A 16,088-nucleotide genomic window follows, 5' to 3' on the forward strand; every position below is an offset into this window, starting at 1 on the left:
AACACAGAACGCTGACAAGATTTGGCCCCGCCTGCGAGCAGACGGGGCCAAAAGACAATCTGGAGCGCTGAGACGTCAGGCCGGGAGGACGACCACTCGACGCTGCGGCTCCTCGCCCTCGGACTCACTGCGCAGTCCGGCCGCCGCCACGGCGTCGTGGACCACCTTGCGCTCGAAGGGCGTCATCGGGTCGAGCTTCACGGGCTCGCCGGTGCCCTTGGCTTCCTCGGCCGCCTTCGCGCCGATCTCCGCCAGTTCCTCACGCTTGCGCGCCCGGAAGCCCCCGATGTCCAGCATCAGACGGCTGCGGTCGCCGGTCTCGCGGTGCACGGCGAGCCGGGTCAGCTCCTGCAGCGCCTCCAGCACCTCACCGTCCCGGCCCACCAGCTTCTGCAGGTCACGGCTGGTCGAGTCGCTGATGATCGACACAGCGGCTCGGTCGGCCTCGACATCCATGTCGATGTCGCCATCGAGATCGGCGATGTCCAGCAGACCCTCGAGGTAGTCGGCCGCGATCTCGCCTTCCTGCTCCAGGCGAGACAGGGTGTCGGTGCCCTTGGTGGCAGGGGTCGTGTCCGTCACGAAAGGACTCCTTCTTACTTCTTGGACGGGTGCTTGGGGCGCTGCTGGCCCTTGCGCTGTCCGGACTTGGTGTTACGGGAGCCGGAGGAGGAGCCCTTCTCGGGGGTGTCGCCCTTCGTCTCGCTGTCCTGCGGGGCCTTCTTCTCCAGCGACTGCTTCTTCGTCGCACCCGTTCCCGACGCACCGGCACGCGTACGGCCCTGGGCACCCGCACTCGACGCCCCCGCGCCGGCGGTGTGCTGGCGCTTGGACTTCGGCTGACGCTTGGGCTGCTGGCGGTTCTGGCGCGCCTCCTCGACGGCCTTCTTCGCCTCGACCTCGGCCGGGTCCTCGACCAGCTTGCCCTTGGCACGCAGGCGATCCTGGCGCTCCGTGAAGGCCTTGCTGCCGGGGGTGGGGTTACGGCGGATGACGAACATCTGCTGGCCCATGGTCCACACGTTGGTGGTCAGCCAGTAGACGAGAACACCGACGGGGAAGTTGATGCCGAAGACGGCGAACATGATGGGGAAGACGTACATCAGCATCTTCTGCTGCTGCATGAACGGCGTCTTCACCGTGAGGTCGACGTTCTTCGTCATCAGCTGGCGCTGCGTGTAGAACTGCGAGGCCGACATCAGAACGATCATGATGATCGTGACGACCCGGACGTCGACCAGCGAAGCACCCAGGCTCTGGATCTTCTCCGCGCTGTCCAGGAACTTCGCGGCCAGCGGTGCGCCGAAGATGTGTGCCTTCTGCGCGCTCTCCAGCAACGGCTGGTCGATGACGCCGACAGTCTTGTTCTGGGCGATGTGGTTCAGGACCTGGTACAGGGAGATGAAGAACGGCGACTGCGCCAAGATCGGAAGACAGCTCGAGAGCGGGTTGGTGCCCGTCTCCTTGTAGAGCTTCATCATCTCTTCGGACTGGCGCTGCTTATCGCTCTTGTACCGCTCCTGGATCGCCTTCATCTTCGGCTGGAGCGCCTGCATGTTCCGCGTCGCCTTGATCTGCTTCACGAAGAGCGGGATCAGGCAGATACGGATCAGTACCACCAGCGAGACGATGGACAGACCCCACGCCGCGCCACTGTCCTTGTCAAAGATGAGGCTGTAGAACGAGTGGAACTGGACGATGATCCAGGAAACAGCGATATAGAGGGGACCGAGGATCGTGTCCACGAATCAGGCTCCTTGGGCGTTGGGCTGAGTCTCGGGCTGGGCGACAGGCTCAGGGACGGTGGGCCCGCCCAGGCGGCTCCTCAGCCGCTGATGCCAAACCGGACGCTTCCGGGGAGGGACGTGGTCGACGCCACCGAGCGACCACGGGTTGCACCGCAGGATGCGCCAGGCAGTCAGCGCAGTCCCTTTCACCGCGCCGTGCCGGTCGATGGCGGTGTAGCCATAGTGCGAGCACGACGGGTAGTACTTGCAGACCGGGCCCAGCAGGGGGCTGATGGTCCACTGATACAGCTTGATCAAAAGCAGCAGCGGGTACTTCACTGTGCGCTCCCTCCCGGGTCCCGACCGGGGTTCCGGGGGGCGTCCCCCGGGGGATTGCAGCCTCTCGGCACCCCTCCCGGCAGCCGCTGGAGGGCGGCATCCAGGTCGCGGGCCAGCTGTTCGTGGTCCGCCTCACCCGCGCCGGGCAGGGCCCGTACGACAACCAGGCTACCGGCGGGAAGCCGGTCCAGCCGGTCGCGCATGAGGTGACGCAGCCTGCGCTTGACCTTGTTGCGGACGACGGCAATGCCAACGGCCTTGCTCACGACGAAACCCGCACGCGTCGGGGGAACACGTTCCCCCGCTGCGTGCGGGTCCGTTGAACCGCTACGAAAATGAACGACAAGGAGCGGGCGCCCGGCCCTGCGTCCCCGGCGTACCGCGGTCGCAAAGTCCTCGCGCCGCCTCAGCCGATGTTCGGTAGGCAGCACGTCATGGACCTAGGTCTGGCTGCTCAGGCCGACAGGCGGGCGCGACCCTTGCCACGGCGGGTCGCCAGGATGGCGCGACCGGCGCGGGTCCGCATGCGCAGACGGAAGCCGTGGGTCTTCGCGCGGCGGCGGTTGTTCGGCTGGAAGGTGCGCTTGCTCACTCGGGGGCTCCAGGAATGCTTGTTGTCTCGGTAGAGACAGATGTGGGGCGTCGACTGGCTGTCACCGTGCGCCCACGAGTAGCTCGCAACGCCTAAGTGCACCGCTACACGATCACTAGAGCGCGATCTTTGCCCATCGGAGGCAGGCGGCAGCAGCCATCGACAACTCGACCTGTGCACGGTACGCGCGGCTGCGCCATCCGGTCAAACCGGCTCGGGACAGCCTCCAACCGGTTCTTGTCAGGACACACTATGCACAGCCTGTGGACAACAACTTGAATCCCCAGGCCCGGCCTGACTACCGTGGCCGAACTCCGATTCCTTCCCGCCCGTCCTGAGAATCACACATTCGCGGGACTGTGAGAGAGCGTGCCCTGTGGCTGATGTTCCTGCCGATCTTGCCGCAGTGTGGCCGCGCGTCCTCGACCACCTCCTGCGAGCGGAGGCCGACGGCCTCAAGCCGAAGGACCAGGACTGGCTCAAGCGCACCCAGCCGCTGGCGCTGGTCGCCGACACCGCCCTGCTCGCCGTCCCCAACGAATTCGCCAAGGGCGTGCTCGAAGGCAGGCTGGCGCCGCTGATCGGGGAAGCCCTCAGCCATGAGTGCGGTCGGCCGATCCGGATCGCGATCACCGTGGACGACTCCGCCGAGGAGTCGCCGGCGCAGTCCGGATCTTCCGCGCCTCAGCAGCAGCACCAGCAGCACCAGCAGCCGCAGCACCAATCCCAGCAGCACCCGCAGCATCAGCAGCAACATCAGTCGCAGCAACAGCACGATGCGTACGACGGCTATGACGGCCGGCACGACAGTCGGCATGACAACCGCCAGGGATACGGACGTCAGGGCGACGATCTGCCCACCGTGCGGCCCGCCTACCCGGACTACCCGCAGCACCAGCAGCCCCGCCACGAGCCCGGCTCCTGGCCGCAGCACTCCTCCGGCATGGGCGGTGGCGGCCCTCGCGACGACTACGGCTGGCAGCAGCAGCGGCTGGGCGGATTCCCCGAGCGCGACCCCTACGCCTCGCCGCCCCCCTCGCACATACAGCACCAGCAGCATCAGTCGCAGAACGACTACCGGTCGCAGGGCCCCGACCGCTCCGGGCCGCCACAGCACTCCGACGGCCCGCGCTCCCCTTATGACCAGCCGCGCCGCGACCTCTCCGAGCACCAGGGCCACAACGGGCGCACCGGCGGCCCTGGCTCCGGTCTCCCGGCTCCCAGCGGTGCGCCCAGCCCGCTCGCCGCGCAGCCCGCGCCCGCGACCGGTCCCGGCGAGCCGACCGCCCGGCTGAATCCGAAGTACCTCTTCGACACCTTCGTCATCGGTGCCTCGAACCGCTTCGCGCACGCCGCCGCGGTGGCCGTCGCCGAGGCGCCGGCGAAGGCGTACAACCCGCTGTTCATCTACGGCGAGTCCGGTCTGGGAAAGACGCACCTGCTGCATGCGATCGGGCACTACGCGCGGAGCCTGTATCCGGGCACCCGGGTGCGGTACGTGAGCTCGGAGGAGTTCACCAACGAGTTCATCAACTCCATCCGCGACGGCAAGGCGGACGCGTTCCGCAAGCGCTACCGCGACATGGACATCCTGCTCGTCGACGACATCCAGTTCCTGGCCAGCAAGGAGTCGACGCAGGAGGAGTTCTTCCATACCTTCAACACGCTGCACAACGCGAACAAGCAGATCGTGCTCTCCAGTGACCGGCCGCCCAAGCAGCTGGTCACCCTGGAGGACCGGCTGCGCAACCGCTTCGAGTGGGGCCTGATCACGGACGTCCAGCCGCCCGAGCTGGAGACCCGGATCGCGATCCTCCGCAAGAAGGCGGTGCAGGAGCAGCTGAACGCGCCCCCCGAGGTGCTGGAGTTCATCGCCTCGCGGATCTCGCGCAACATCCGCGAGCTGGAGGGGGCGCTGATCCGGGTCACGGCGTTCGCGTCGCTCAACCGGCAGCCGGTGGACCTGGGCCTCACCGAGATCGTGCTGAAGGACCTGATCCCCGGGGGTGAGGACGCCGCCCCGGAGATCACCGCGACCGCGATCATGGCGGCGACGGCCGACTACTTCGGGCTGACCGTCGACGACCTGTGCGGCTCCTCCCGCAGCCGGGTCCTGGTGACGGCCCGGCAGATCGCGATGTATCTGTGCCGCGAGCTGACGGATCTCTCGCTGCCGAAGATCGGCGCGCAGTTCGGCGGCCGCGACCACACCACCGTGATGCACGCGGACCGCAAGATCCGCGCGCTGATGGCGGAGCGGCGCTCCATCTACAACCAGGTCACCGAGCTCACCAACCGCATCAAGAACGGCTGAGGCGGGCCGGCGGCACCGCCGGCCGTCAGCGGCGCGCCCAGGGGCGCTCAGGGACTCGTTCCCGGGGCGCCCTTCGTCGTGCGTGCCTGTGCGGCGGCGTACCGAACGGTTCACGGAGCGGTCCGGGGAGCGTCGTCGGCACCTCTGCAACGCCTCCGGCCGCTCCCGGCGGCGTCCCGAACCTGTGGAGGCGCACCGCCGCTGTTCGATTCCGGGCGGGGTCACGGCCTCCCTCCACAGATTGGGCGAGAATCTTCCGTCCACATCCTGGGGAGAGGAAAGTTATCCCTGTGGGATCCACAGGCGGGTGTCCTGACGGGGCATCGGGCGAGGTCAGCAGGGTGTGGATTTGTGTCCAACCTTGATCCACAGGCTGTGGACGAAAGATCCGTCCACAGGGGGAGGTTCGGCTTGTCCACCGGCTGCCCACAGGCGGGGCGGTGTTGTCCCCAGCTTCTCCACACCCCTGTCCACTGTTCGGCAACACAACACCCTCTCTCACCGGGCCGAGTGAAAGCGGTCACACCAAGGTGGTGGGTTGGGCTGTGGGGAACGTGGGTAAACCTGGGGACGGCACTGGGGAGAAGTACCCCTCGCCTGTGCATCGGGTGTGCAGAACTTTCGGCGGTCCACAGAACCGCCCGCTTATCCACGACCGCCACCCACAGGGCCGGTGGACAAAAAATCCGTGTTGACCTGCGCAAAAGCAGTTGTCCACGGTTTCCACAGCCCCTACTACTACGACCACGGATATCTACCGGGGAACTCGCTTCGAAACGGGGCCTGTGCACAAGTTGGCCAGGGAGCGTCCCGGACCGGTCGAGTCGACTTGACCCCGAGCCGCACCGACTGTCGGTGGCGTACGTCAGACTGGTCTCCGGCAACTCAGCCGACGACGAAAGCCAGCAGGGCGAGAGCCAGCAACAGCAGGAGGCGGTTTCCGGTGAAGATCCGGGTGGAGCGCGATGTACTCGCGGAGGCGGTGGCCTGGGCGGCCAAGAGCCTCCCGGCCCGTCCGCCGGTGCCCGTCCTCGCGGGCCTGCTGCTGAAGGCGGAGGAAGGCACCCTGAGCCTGTCGGGCTTCGACTACGAGGTCTCGGCGCGGGTCTCGGTGGACGCCGAGGTCGATGAGGACGGCACCGTCCTCGTCTCCGGCCGGCTGCTCGCCGACATCTGCCGTGCCCTCCCCAACCGCCCGGTGGAGATTTCCACCGACGGTGTACGCGTGACCGTCGTCTGCGGCTCCTCCCGGTTCACCCTCCACACCCTGCCGGTGGAGGAGTACCCGACCCTGCCGACGATGCCCACCGCCACCGGCACCGTGCCCGGTGAGGTCTTCGCCGCCGCTGCCGCCCAGGTGGCCATCGCCGCCGGCCGTGACGACACGCTGCCGGTGCTCACCGGTGTGCGGATCGAGATCGAGGGCGACACCGTCACCCTCGCCTCCACCGACCGCTACCGCTTCGCCGTCCGTGAGTTCCTGTGGAAGCCGGAGAACGCCGACGCCTCCGCGGTCGCGCTGGTGCCCGCCAAGACGCTGCTGGACACCGCGAAGTCGCTGAGCAGCGGTGACACCGTGACGCTGGCGCTGTCCGGCTCCGGTGCCGGTGAGGGCCTGATCGGTTTCGAGGGCGCCGGACGGCGGACGACGACGCGTCTGCTGGAAGGCGACCTGCCGAAGTACCGCACCCTCTTCCCGACCGAGTTCAACTCGATCGCCGTGATCGAGACCGCCCCGTTCGTCGAGGCCGTCAAGCGTGTGGCGCTGGTGGCCGAGCGGAACACCCCGGTGCGGCTGAGCTTCGAGCAGGGTGTGCTCATCCTGGAGGCCGGTTCCAGCGACGATGCACAGGCTGTGGAGCGGGTGGACGCGGAGCTGGACGGCGACGACATCTCGATCGCGTTCAACCCGGGCTTCCTCCTGGAGGGCCTGTCGGCCATCGATTCGCCGGTGGCCCAGCTGTCCTTCACGACGTCCACCAAGCCCGCGCTGCTGAGCGGTCGGCCCGCCAAGGACGCCGAGGCGGACGACGCGTACAAGTACCTGATCATGCCGGTGCGACTGTCCGGCTGAACTGGCTGACGGGGGTGCCGGGCGGTGCCGTGGAGCCCTTGGGGCGACTGGCTGACGGGCTTCTGATGAGCGGCTGAGCCCACAGGTGTGCACGCACCTGCGGGCGTAGGCTCGGACCGGGTACGAACAGCAACGACTACGTGCAAAGAGGGTCTTTGATGGAGCTCGGTCTCGTCGGTCTCGGCAAGATGGGCGGCAATATGCGCGAGCGCATCCGCCGCGCAGGCCACACCGTCATCGGATACGACCGCAACCCGGACCTGGCCGATGTGGACAGCCTTCAGGAGCTTGTGGAAAAGCTCAAGGGTCCGCGAGTGGTCTGGGTCATGGTGCCGGCCGGTGCCGCCACCCAGGCGACGGTCGACGAGCTGGCAGAGCTGCTCTCGCCGGGCGACATCGTCGTGGACGGCGGCAACTCCCGCTGGACCGACGACGAGAAGCACGCCGAGGAGCTCAAGGCCAAGGGCATCGGCTTCGTCGACTGCGGTGTCTCCGGCGGTGTCTGGGGCCTGGAGAACGGCTACGCGCTGATGTACGGCGGCGACACGGACGACGTCGCCAAGGTGCAGCCGATCTTCGACGCCCTCAAGCCCGAGGGCGAGTTCGGCTCGGTTCACGCGGGCAAGGTCGGCGCGGGCCACTTCGCGAAGATGGTCCACAACGGCATCGAGTACGCGATGATGCAGGCTTACGCCGAGGGCTGGGAGCTGCTGGAGAAGGTCGACTCCGTCACGGACGTGCGCGAGGTCTTCCGCTCCTGGCAGGAGGGCACGGTCATCCGCTCCTGGCTGCTCGACCTCGCCGTCAACGCGCTGGACGACGACGAGCACCTGGAGAAGCTGCGCGGGTTCGCCGCCGACTCCGGTGAGGGCCGCTGGACGGTCGAGGCCGCGATCGACAACGCCGTCCCGCTGCCGGCGATCACCGCCTCGCTCTTCGCCCGCTTCGCGTCCCGTCAGGACGACTCCCCGCAGATGAAGATGATCGCCGCGCTGCGCAACCAGTTCGGCGGCCACGCGGTCGAGAACAAGAAGTAGCAGCGCGTTCCACGCAGCAGAGCAGTACGAAGCAAGCAGTACAAGGCAGTTCAGCAGCCGCGGGAGGTCGGCGGGTAGCCATGCACGTAGCGCATCTGTCGCTCGCCGACTTCCGCTCGTACGCCCGGGTCGAGGTCCCGCTCGACCCGGGCGTCACGGCGTTCGTGGGCCCCAACGGCCAGGGCAAGACCAATCTGGTCGAGGCCGTCGGCTATCTCGCGTCGCTCGGCAGCCATCGCGTCTCCTCCGACGCGCCTCTGGTGCGGATGGGCGCCGAGCGGGCGATCATCCGGGCTGCCGTCGTCCAGGGCGAACGGCAGCAGCTGGTGGAGCTCGAACTCAATCCGGGCAAGGCGAACCGCGCCAGGATCAACCGCTCCTCGCAGGTCAGGCCGCGCGATGTGCTGGGAATCGTCCGGACGGTGCTGTTCGCGCCGGAGGATCTGGCGCTGGTCAAGGGCGATCCGGGTGAGCGCCGGCGGTTCCTGGACGAGCTGATCACCGCGCGCTCCCCGCGGATGGCCGGCGTGCGCTCGGACTACGACCGGGTGCTCAAGCAGCGCAACACCCTGCTCAAGACGGCGGCGCTGGCCAGACGGCACGGCGGACGGCAGATGGATCTGTCGACGCTGGACGTGTGGGACCAGCACCTCGCACGGGCTGGCGCGGAGCTGCTGGCGCAGCGGCTGGACCTGATCGCCGCGTTGCGGCCGCTGGCGGACAAGGCGTACGAGCAGTTGGCACCCGGTGGCGGGCCGCTGGCGCTGGAGTACCGCGGGTCGGCGGGCGAGTCGATGGCCGCCGCGACGACCCGCGAGGAGCTGTACGGCGTGCTCCTGGCGGCGCTCGGCGAGGCCCGCAAGAACGAGATCGAGCGGGGCGTGACGCTGGTCGGCCCGCACCGCGACGACCTGGTGCTGAAGCTGGGGGAGCTGCCGGCGAAGGGATACGCCAGCCATGGCGAGTCCTGGTCGTACGCGCTGGCGCTGCGGCTGGCGTCGTACGACCTGCTGAGCTCGGAGGGCAACGAGCCGGTGCTGGTGCTCGACGACGTCTTCGCTGAGCTGGACGCGCGTCGCCGCGAGCGGCTCGCGGAGCTGGTGGCGCCCGGCGAGCAGGTGCTGGTGACCGCGGCGGTGGACGACGACGTGCCGGGGGTGCTGGCCGGTGCGCGGTTCGCCGTCGCCGACGGCACCGCGACGCGGGTGGCCCGGTGAGCGGCGAGGAGCTGCCGGAGCGCGGGGAGCCGGGTGCCGCGGTGCCCGAGCAGCCCAAGCCGCCGGAGTTGTCCGGGGTGGATCTGGCCCGCCAGGCGCTGGTGGCGGCCAAGGAGCAGGCGCGGGCGCGGGGCGCCGCCGCGCAGCAGAAGAAGCAGGCCAGACGTGGCGGGCTGCGCTCCGGTGCGCGCGCCGACGGTCGGGATCCGCTGCCGCTGGGGGCGGCGATCAACCGGTTGATCACCGAGCGCGGCTGGGAGACCCCGGCGGCGGTCGGCGGTGTGATGGGGCGCTGGCCGCAGATGGTGGGCCCCGAGGTGGCGCAGCACTGCGAGCCGCAGAAGTACGACGAGGACGCCCGGGTGCTGACCGTGCAGTGCGACTCCACGGCGTGGGCGACGCAGCTGCGGCTGCTGGCGCCGCAGCTCGTGGCGCGGCTGAACCAGGACCTCGGGCAGGGCACCGTCAAACTGATCAAGGTACTGGGCCCCGGCGGCCCCGCACGGCGCTACGGCCCGCTGCGCGCACCCGGCAGCAAGGGCCCGGGGGACACCTACGGCTGAGCCGTGGGAGAGACCTGATCACCGTTGTCCACGGGAGTGTCGGGTGAGACCCCGCTCACCGTAGTCGGAGGTTGACAGTCCGAAGCGCTGAGTGCCCGCGTGAGCGTCCTGGGGCCCCTTCTCGAATATGGGGAGTCGGCGGACGTCAGTTCAGGGCGGCACATGACGACTCAGGTGCCTGCAAACCCCCATGGATGTCGGCGCTACCGGTAGACTGGGGGCAATCCCGCCCACTCGCGGAACATGTCGAACGACGTAGCCGCTCCCGCCTGTCTTCCCTTGGGTCTCCCCCGCAGGCGCGGAAGGGCTCGTGCTGTGCCAGAAAGGGCGCTTCGTGGCCGACTCCGGCGACCTCAACGAGAACAACACGGCTTCCACAGAAGAGGAGGTTCCTGCCGGTGTCATGGGCGACTCCTCGGTGGAGAAGTCGTATGACGCCAGCGCGATCACTGTCCTCGAAGGCCTGGACGCGGTTCGCAAGCGCCCCGGCATGTACATCGGCTCGACGGGCGAGCGCGGTCTGCACCACCTCGTGCAGGAGGTCGTCGACAACTCCGTCGACGAGGCGATGGCCGGCCACGCCGACACGATCGACGTGACGATCCTGGCCGACGGCGGCGTCCGCGTCGTCGACAACGGCCGCGGCATCCCGGTCGGCATCGTGCCGTCGGAGAACAAGCCGGCCGTCGAGGTCGTGATGACGGTGCTGCACGCCGGCGGCAAGTTCGGCGGCGGCGGCTACGCGGTCTCCGGTGGTCTGCACGGCGTGGGTGTATCCGTCGTGAACGCGCTGTCGCAGCGGGTGGCGGTCGAGGTCCGCACGGACGGGTACCGCTGGACACAGGAGTACAAGCTCGGTGTGCCGACGGCGCCGCTCGCCAAGCAGGAGGCGACGGACGAGACCGGCACCTCGGTGACGTTCTGGGCCGACGGCGACATCTTCGAGACCACCGAGTACAGCTTCGAGACGCTGTCCCGGCGCTTTCAGGAGATGGCGTTCCTCAACAAGGGTCTGACGATCGCGCTGACGGACGAGCGCGCGGACCACGTGGACGAGGAGGGCAAGCCGCTCTCGGTGCGCTACCACTACGAGGGCGGCATCGTCGACTTCGTGAAGTACCTGAACTCCCGCAAGGGTGAGCTGGTGCACCCCACGGTCATCGACGTGGAGGCCGAGGACAAGGAGCGGCTGCTCTCGGTCGAGATCGCGATGCAGTGGAACACCCAGTACAGCGAGGGTGTCTACAGCTTCGCGAATACCATCCACACGCACGAGGGCGGTACGCACGAAGAGGGCTTCCGCGCGGCGCTGACGGGTCTGATCAACCGTTACGCGCGCGACAAGCGGCTGCTGCGCGAGAAGGACGACAACCTCACCGGTGAGGACATCCGCGAGGGTCTGACGGCGATCATCTCCATCAAGCTCGGCGAGCCGCAGTTCGAGGGCCAGACGAAGACGAAGCTCGGCAACACCGAGGCCAAGACCTTCGTGCAGAAGATCGTCCACGAGCACCTCACGGACTGGCTCGACCGCAACCCCAACGAGGCCGCGGACATCATCCGCAAGGGGATCCAGGCGGCGACGGCCCGGGTCGCGGCCCGTAAGGCGCGCGATCTGACCCGCCGCAAGGGGCTGCTGGAGACGGCGTCGCTGCCGGGCAAGCTGAGCGACTGCCAGTCCAACGACCCGACGATGTGCGAGATCTTCATCGTCGAGGGTGACTCCGCCGGCGGCTCGGCCAAGTCCGGCCGTAACCCGCAGTACCAGGCGATCCTTCCGATCCGAGGCAAGATCCTCAACGTCGAGAAGGCGCGGGTCGACAAGATCCTGCAGAACAACGAGGTCCAGGCGCTGATCTCGGCGTTCGGCACCGGGGTCCACGAGGACTTCGACATCGAGAAGCTCCGCTATCACAAGATCATCCTGATGGCGGACGCCGACGTCGACGGTCAGCACATCAACACCCTGCTGCTCACCTTCCTCTTCCGCTTCATGCGGCCGCTGGTCGAGGCCGGGCACGTCTACCTCTCCCGCCCGCCGCTCTACAAGATCAAGTGGGGCCGCGACGACTTCGAGTACGCCTACTCCGACCCGGAGCGGGACGCACTCATCGAGATGGGCAAGCAGGCCGGCAAGCGGATCAAGGACGACTCGGTCCAGCGGTTCAAGGGTCTCGGTGAGATGAACGCCGAGGAGCTGCGCATCACGACCATGGACACCGACCACCGTGTCCTCGGCCAGGTCTCGCTGGATGACGCGGCCCGCGCGGACGACCTGTTCTCGGTGCTGATGGGTGAGGACGTCGAAGCACGGCGCTCCTTCATCCAGCGCAACGCCAAGGACGTCCGCTTCCTCGACATCTGAGCCCTGTCGGCCCGTACAACAGCCGCAGCTCGAAAGGACTTTGAACCAGCATGGCCGACGAGAACACTCCTGTGACCCCTGACGGCGTGACCGCCGAGGGCGCCCCCGCCGCCATCGAAGGCGTGGGTATGCGCGTCGAGCCCGTCGGGCTCGAAACGGAGATGCAGCGCTCCTACCTCGACTACGCGATGTCCGTCATCGTCTCGCGTGCGCTTCCCGACGTGCGGGACGGCCTCAAGCCGGTGCACCGCCGCGTGCTCTACGCGATGTACGACGGCGGCTACCGCCCCGAGAAGGGCTTCTACAAGTGCGCCCGCGTCGTCGGTGACGTCATGGGTACGTACCACCCGCACGGCGACTCCTCGATCTACGACGCCCTGGTGCGCCTGGCCCAGCCGTGGTCGATGCGCATGCCGCTGGTGGACTCCAACGGCAACTTCGGTTCTCCGGGCAACGACCCGGCCGCGGCCATGCGGTACACCGAGTGCAAGATGAAGCAGCTGGCCATGGAGATGCTCCGGGACATCGACGAGGAGACCGTCGACTTCCAGGACAACTACGACGGCCGTAACCAGGAGCCGACGGTTCTGCCGGCGCGCTTCCCCAACCTGCTCATCAACGGCTCGGCCGGCATCGCGGTCGGCATGGCCACGAACATCCCGCCGCACAACCTGCGCGAGGTCGCGGCCGGCGCGCAGTGGGCGCTCGAGCACCCGGACGCCTCCAACGAAGAGCTGCTCGACGCGCTCATGGAGCGCATCAAGGGCCCCGACTTCCCCACCGGCGCGCTCGTCGTGGGCCGCAAGGGCATCGAGGAGGCGTACCGCACCGGCCGTGGCTCGATCACGATGCGCGCGGTGGTGGCGGTCGAGGAGATCCAGAACCGCCAGTGCCTGGTGGTGACGGAGCTGCCGTACCAGACCAACCCGGACAACCTCGCGCAGAAGATCGCCGACCTGGTCAAGGACGGCAAGATCGGTGGCATCGCCGACGTCCGCGACGAGACGTCCTCGCGGACGGGCCAGCGCCTGGTCATCGTGCTCAAGCGGGACGCGGTCGCCAAGGTCGTCCTCAACAACCTCTACAAGCACACCGATCTGCAGACGAACTTCGGCGCGAACATGCTCGCCCTGGTCGACGGCGTGCCGCGCACGCTGTCCCTGGACGCGTTCATCCGCAACTGGGTCAACCACCAGGTCGAGGTCATCGTCCGGCGGACGAAGTTCCGGCTGCGCAAGGCCGAGGAGCGGGCCCACATCCTGCGCGGTCTGCTCAAGGCGCTGGACGCCATCGACGAGGTCATCGCGCTGATCCGGCGCAGTGACACGGTCGAGGTGGCGCGCGAGGGCCTGATGGGCCTGCTGGAGATCGACGAGATCCAGGCCAACGCCATCCTGGAGATGCAGCTGCGCCGGCTGGCCGCCCTGGAGCGCCAGAAGATCACCTCCGAGCACGACGAGCTGCAGCGGAAGATCAACGAGTACAACGCCATCCTGGCCTCCCCGGAGCGCCAGCGGCAGATCATCAGCGAGGAACTCGCCGCGATCGTCGAGAAGTTCGGCGACGACCGGCGCAGCAAGCTGGTGCCCTTCGAGGGCGACATGTCCATCGAGGACCTGATCGCCGAGGAGGACATCGTCGTCACGATCTCCCGTGGCGGCTATGTGAAGCGGACGAAGACCGACGACTACCGCTCGCAGAAGCGCGGCGGCAAGGGCGTACGGGGCACGAAGCTGAAGGAAGACGACATCGTCGACCACTTCTTCGTCTCCACCACCCACCACTGGCTGCTGTTCTTCACGAACAAGGGCCGGGTCTACCGCGCGAAGGCGTACGAGCTCCCGGACGCCGGGCGGGACGCGCGCGGTCAGCACGTCGCCAACCTCCTGGCGTTTCAGCCGGACGAGCAGATCGCGCAGATCCTGGCGATCCGGGACTACGAGGCCGTGCCGTATCTGGTGCTCGCCACCAAGGCCGGCCTGGTGAAGAAGACGCCGCTGAAGGACTACGACTCGCCGCGCTCCGGCGGTGTGATCGCGATCAACCTGCGCGAGCAGGAGGACGGCACGGACGACGAGCTGATCGGCGCCGAGCTGGTGTCGGAGGACGACGATCTGCTGCTGATCAGCAAGAAGGCGCAGTCGATCCGCTTCACGGCCACCGATGAGGCGCTGCGCCCGATGGGACGTGCGACGTCCGGTGTGAAGGGCATGAGCTTCCGCGAGGGCGACGAACTGCTCTCGATGAACGTGGTCCGAGCCGGTACGTTCGTCTTCACCGCCACCGACGGTGGCTACGCCAAGCGCACCCCGGTCGACGAGTACCGCGTCCAGGGCCGCGGTGGCCTGGGCATCAAGGCCGCCAAGATCGTGGAGGACCGGGGCTCGCTGGTCGGCGCGCTGGTCGTCGAGGCGACCGACGAGATCCTCGCGATCACGCTGAGCGGTGGAGTGATCCGTACGCGGGTCAACGAGGTGCGTGAGACCGGGCGTGACACCATGGGCGTCCAACTGATCAACCTGGGCAAGCGAGATGCCGTGGTCGGCATCGCACGGAACGCCGAGGCCGGTCGTGAGGCCGAAGAGGTCGACGGGATCGAGCCCGACGAGACCGACGCGGCCGAGGGAACCGAGCCCGCAGCCGAGGGCGAGCAGCCCGCGGCGGAGTAGCACGAGGAGTAGTCGTGAGTGGAGCCACGGGCGCTGCGGCGGGTGGACCGGGAGACAGCAAGGCCTCCCCGTCCGGACCCGCGACCGTGAAGGACAACAGCGCCCGTGGCTCCGCCGCATCCGGCGGCCCCCGGGACGAGGGCTCCTACGAGGGGGGAACCGTGACCGATACGCGCCAGCCGCAGCCGCAACCGCAGGCTCAGGGCGGTCAGCAGCCGTACCAGCCGCCCCAGGCGTACAGCACGGGCGGAGGCAAGGCCGGCGGGCAGTCGGTGCGTCTGCCGCGCACCGGGGCACGTACGACGCCGCGCACCCGCAAGGCCCGCCTGCGGGTGGCCCGTGCCGATCCCTGGTCGGTGATGAAGGTCAGCTTCCTGCTCTCCATCGCGTTGGGCATCTGCACGGTCGTGGCCGTCTCGGTGCTGTGGATGGTGATGGACGCGATGGGCGTCTTCTCCACCGTCGGCGGGACGCTCAGCGAGGCGACCGGCTCCGGGGACGGGGGCGGCTTCGATCTGCAGTCGTTCCTCTCGCTGCCGCGGGTGCTGCTGTTCACGGGGATCATCTCGGCGATCGACGTGGTGCTGGCGACGGCGCTGGCCACACTCGGCGCCTTCATCTACAACCTCTCCGCTGGCTTCGTCGGCGGAGTGGAGCTCACCCTCGCCGAGGACGAGTGAGACCCTGATGGGAGCCCGTTCCGAGCGCTGCGGGAACCGATTTTGGGAACGCCTCTGAAGTGCGCTAATCTTTCGGTGCAGCGAACGCGCGGCTATAGCTCAGACGGTTAGAGCGCTTCCCTGATAAGGAAGAGGCCCCAGGTTCAAGTCCTGGTAGCCGCACTGCACAATCGGCCCGGCCGGAGATCTCTCCGGCCGGGCCGATTCGTTGTGCCGGGCCGCGAGTTGGGTGCGCGCCGGGCCCTTCGCGGGGCGGTTGCCGGGTGCGGGCTAGATAACCGATCGGTATCGGTCGGTGTGTATCATCGGCCCCCATAGGTCCCCTACGTCAACGAAAGACGAGGTCGCGCGGTGAAGAAGCTTCTCCTGGTCGCACTGGCCGCCATCGGCGGGCTCCTCGTGTACCGCCAGATCCAGGCGGATCGCGCCGAGCAGGATCTGTGGACGGAGGCGACCGACTCCGTGCCCGCAGGTTCGGGTGTGTGAGACCCAACGCGCAGCACATTGCGTA

Annotated in this window: 13 protein-coding genes, 1 tRNA gene and 1 pseudogene; 10 read left to right on the plus strand and 5 right to left on the minus strand. The window is 68.1% G+C overall.

Features of this window, described 5'->3' with window-relative positions:
• Positions 1 to 75 precede the first annotated feature (75 nt).
• The 5 genes and pseudogenes from ACGFZW_RS12495 to rpmH form a co-directional block, all read right to left on the minus strand.
• Positions 76 to 582 carry a protein jag gene (locus ACGFZW_RS12495; RefSeq protein ID WP_393893041.1) on the minus strand — a complete coding sequence of 169 codons (507 nt, stop codon included), beginning with the start codon at positions 580 to 582 and terminating at the stop codon, positions 76 to 78.
• A gap of 14 nt (positions 583 to 596) precedes the next feature.
• Positions 597 to 1,745 (minus strand): membrane protein insertase YidC, encoded by a 1,149-nt coding sequence (gene yidC / locus ACGFZW_RS12500; RefSeq protein WP_393893042.1) that lies wholly within the window; start codon positions 1,743 to 1,745, stop codon positions 597 to 599.
• A 3-nt stretch (positions 1,746 to 1,748) separates the two neighbouring features.
• The gene (gene yidD, locus ACGFZW_RS12505) at positions 1,749 to 2,066 is read right to left on the minus strand and encodes a membrane protein insertion efficiency factor YidD (protein ID WP_393893043.1); all 318 of its coding nucleotides are present in this window, start codon (positions 2,064 to 2,066) and stop codon (positions 1,749 to 1,751) included.
• A gap of 62 nt (positions 2,067 to 2,128) precedes the next feature.
• A pseudogene (gene rnpA, locus ACGFZW_RS12510) lies at positions 2,129 to 2,497 on the minus strand (ribonuclease P protein component); the annotation flags it as partial.
• 23 nt (positions 2,498 to 2,520) lie between these two features.
• Positions 2,521 to 2,658, minus strand: a complete 138-nt coding sequence (rpmH, locus tag ACGFZW_RS12515) for a 50S ribosomal protein L34 (protein WP_030354375.1) — start codon at positions 2,656 to 2,658, stop codon at positions 2,521 to 2,523.
• Between the two features lie 376 nt (positions 2,659 to 3,034).
• Here rpmH and dnaA point away from each other — a divergent pair, with 376 nt between their 5' ends.
• The 10 genes from dnaA (at position 3,035) to ACGFZW_RS12565 (ending at position 16,063) form a co-directional block, all read left to right on the plus strand.
• The gene (dnaA, locus tag ACGFZW_RS12520) at positions 3,035 to 4,972 is read left to right on the plus strand and encodes a chromosomal replication initiator protein DnaA (protein WP_393893044.1); all 1,938 of its coding nucleotides are present in this window, start codon (positions 3,035 to 3,037) and stop codon (positions 4,970 to 4,972) included.
• Between the two features lie 943 nt (positions 4,973 to 5,915).
• On the plus strand, positions 5,916 to 7,046 hold the full coding sequence (gene dnaN / locus ACGFZW_RS12525) for a DNA polymerase III subunit beta (RefSeq protein WP_393893045.1): 1,131 nt from the start codon (positions 5,916 to 5,918) through the stop codon (positions 7,044 to 7,046).
• Between the two features lie 158 nt (positions 7,047 to 7,204).
• Positions 7,205 to 8,083: a phosphogluconate dehydrogenase (NAD(+)-dependent, decarboxylating) gene (gene gnd / locus ACGFZW_RS12530; RefSeq protein WP_393893046.1), complete on the plus strand. Its 879-nt coding sequence runs from the start codon at positions 7,205 to 7,207 to the stop codon at positions 8,081 to 8,083.
• 80 nt (positions 8,084 to 8,163) lie between these two features.
• Positions 8,164 to 9,300 (plus strand): DNA replication/repair protein RecF, encoded by a 1,137-nt coding sequence (gene recF, locus ACGFZW_RS12535; protein WP_393893047.1) that lies wholly within the window; start codon positions 8,164 to 8,166, stop codon positions 9,298 to 9,300.
• A 41-nt stretch (positions 9,301 to 9,341) separates the two neighbouring features.
• On the plus strand, positions 9,342 to 9,863 hold the full coding sequence (locus tag ACGFZW_RS12540) for a DUF721 domain-containing protein (RefSeq protein WP_393893277.1): 522 nt from the start codon (positions 9,342 to 9,344) through the stop codon (positions 9,861 to 9,863).
• A gap of 310 nt (positions 9,864 to 10,173) precedes the next feature.
• On the plus strand, positions 10,174 to 12,228 hold the full coding sequence (gene gyrB, locus ACGFZW_RS12545) for a DNA topoisomerase (ATP-hydrolyzing) subunit B (protein ID WP_393893048.1): 2,055 nt from the start codon (positions 10,174 to 10,176) through the stop codon (positions 12,226 to 12,228).
• Between the two features lie 50 nt (positions 12,229 to 12,278).
• Positions 12,279 to 14,897: a DNA gyrase subunit A gene (gene gyrA, locus ACGFZW_RS12550; RefSeq protein WP_393893049.1), complete on the plus strand. Its 2,619-nt coding sequence runs from the start codon at positions 12,279 to 12,281 to the stop codon at positions 14,895 to 14,897.
• 14 nt (positions 14,898 to 14,911) lie between these two features.
• Positions 14,912 to 15,577, plus strand: a complete 666-nt coding sequence (locus tag ACGFZW_RS12555; RefSeq protein WP_393893050.1) for a DUF3566 domain-containing protein — start codon at positions 14,912 to 14,914, stop codon at positions 15,575 to 15,577.
• An 88-nt stretch (positions 15,578 to 15,665) separates the two neighbouring features.
• Positions 15,666 to 15,739: transfer RNA gene (locus tag ACGFZW_RS12560), tRNA-Ile, on the plus strand.
• Positions 15,740 to 15,928: 189 nt separating this feature from the next.
• Entirely contained in the window at positions 15,929 to 16,063 is a 135-nt protein-coding gene (locus ACGFZW_RS12565) for a DLW-39 family protein (RefSeq protein WP_003958712.1), read from the plus strand.
• The last annotated feature ends 25 nt before the right edge of the window (positions 16,064 to 16,088 follow it).

Origin of the sequence: Streptomyces sp. NPDC048248, assembly GCF_043201875.1 — a bacterium.
Classification (GTDB): domain Bacteria; phylum Actinomycetota; class Actinomycetes; order Streptomycetales; family Streptomycetaceae; genus Streptomyces.

Coding starts and splice junctions, on each gene's coding strand:
- gnd (WP_393893046.1), top strand. CDS start 7,205: ATGGAGCTCGGTCTCGTCGGTCTCGGCAAGATGGGCGGCAATATGCGC.
- recF (WP_393893047.1), top strand. CDS start 8,164: ATGCACGTAGCGCATCTGTCGCTCGCCGACTTCCGCTCGTACGCCCGG.
- gyrA (WP_393893049.1), top strand. CDS start 12,279: ATGGCCGACGAGAACACTCCTGTGACCCCTGACGGCGTGACCGCCGAG.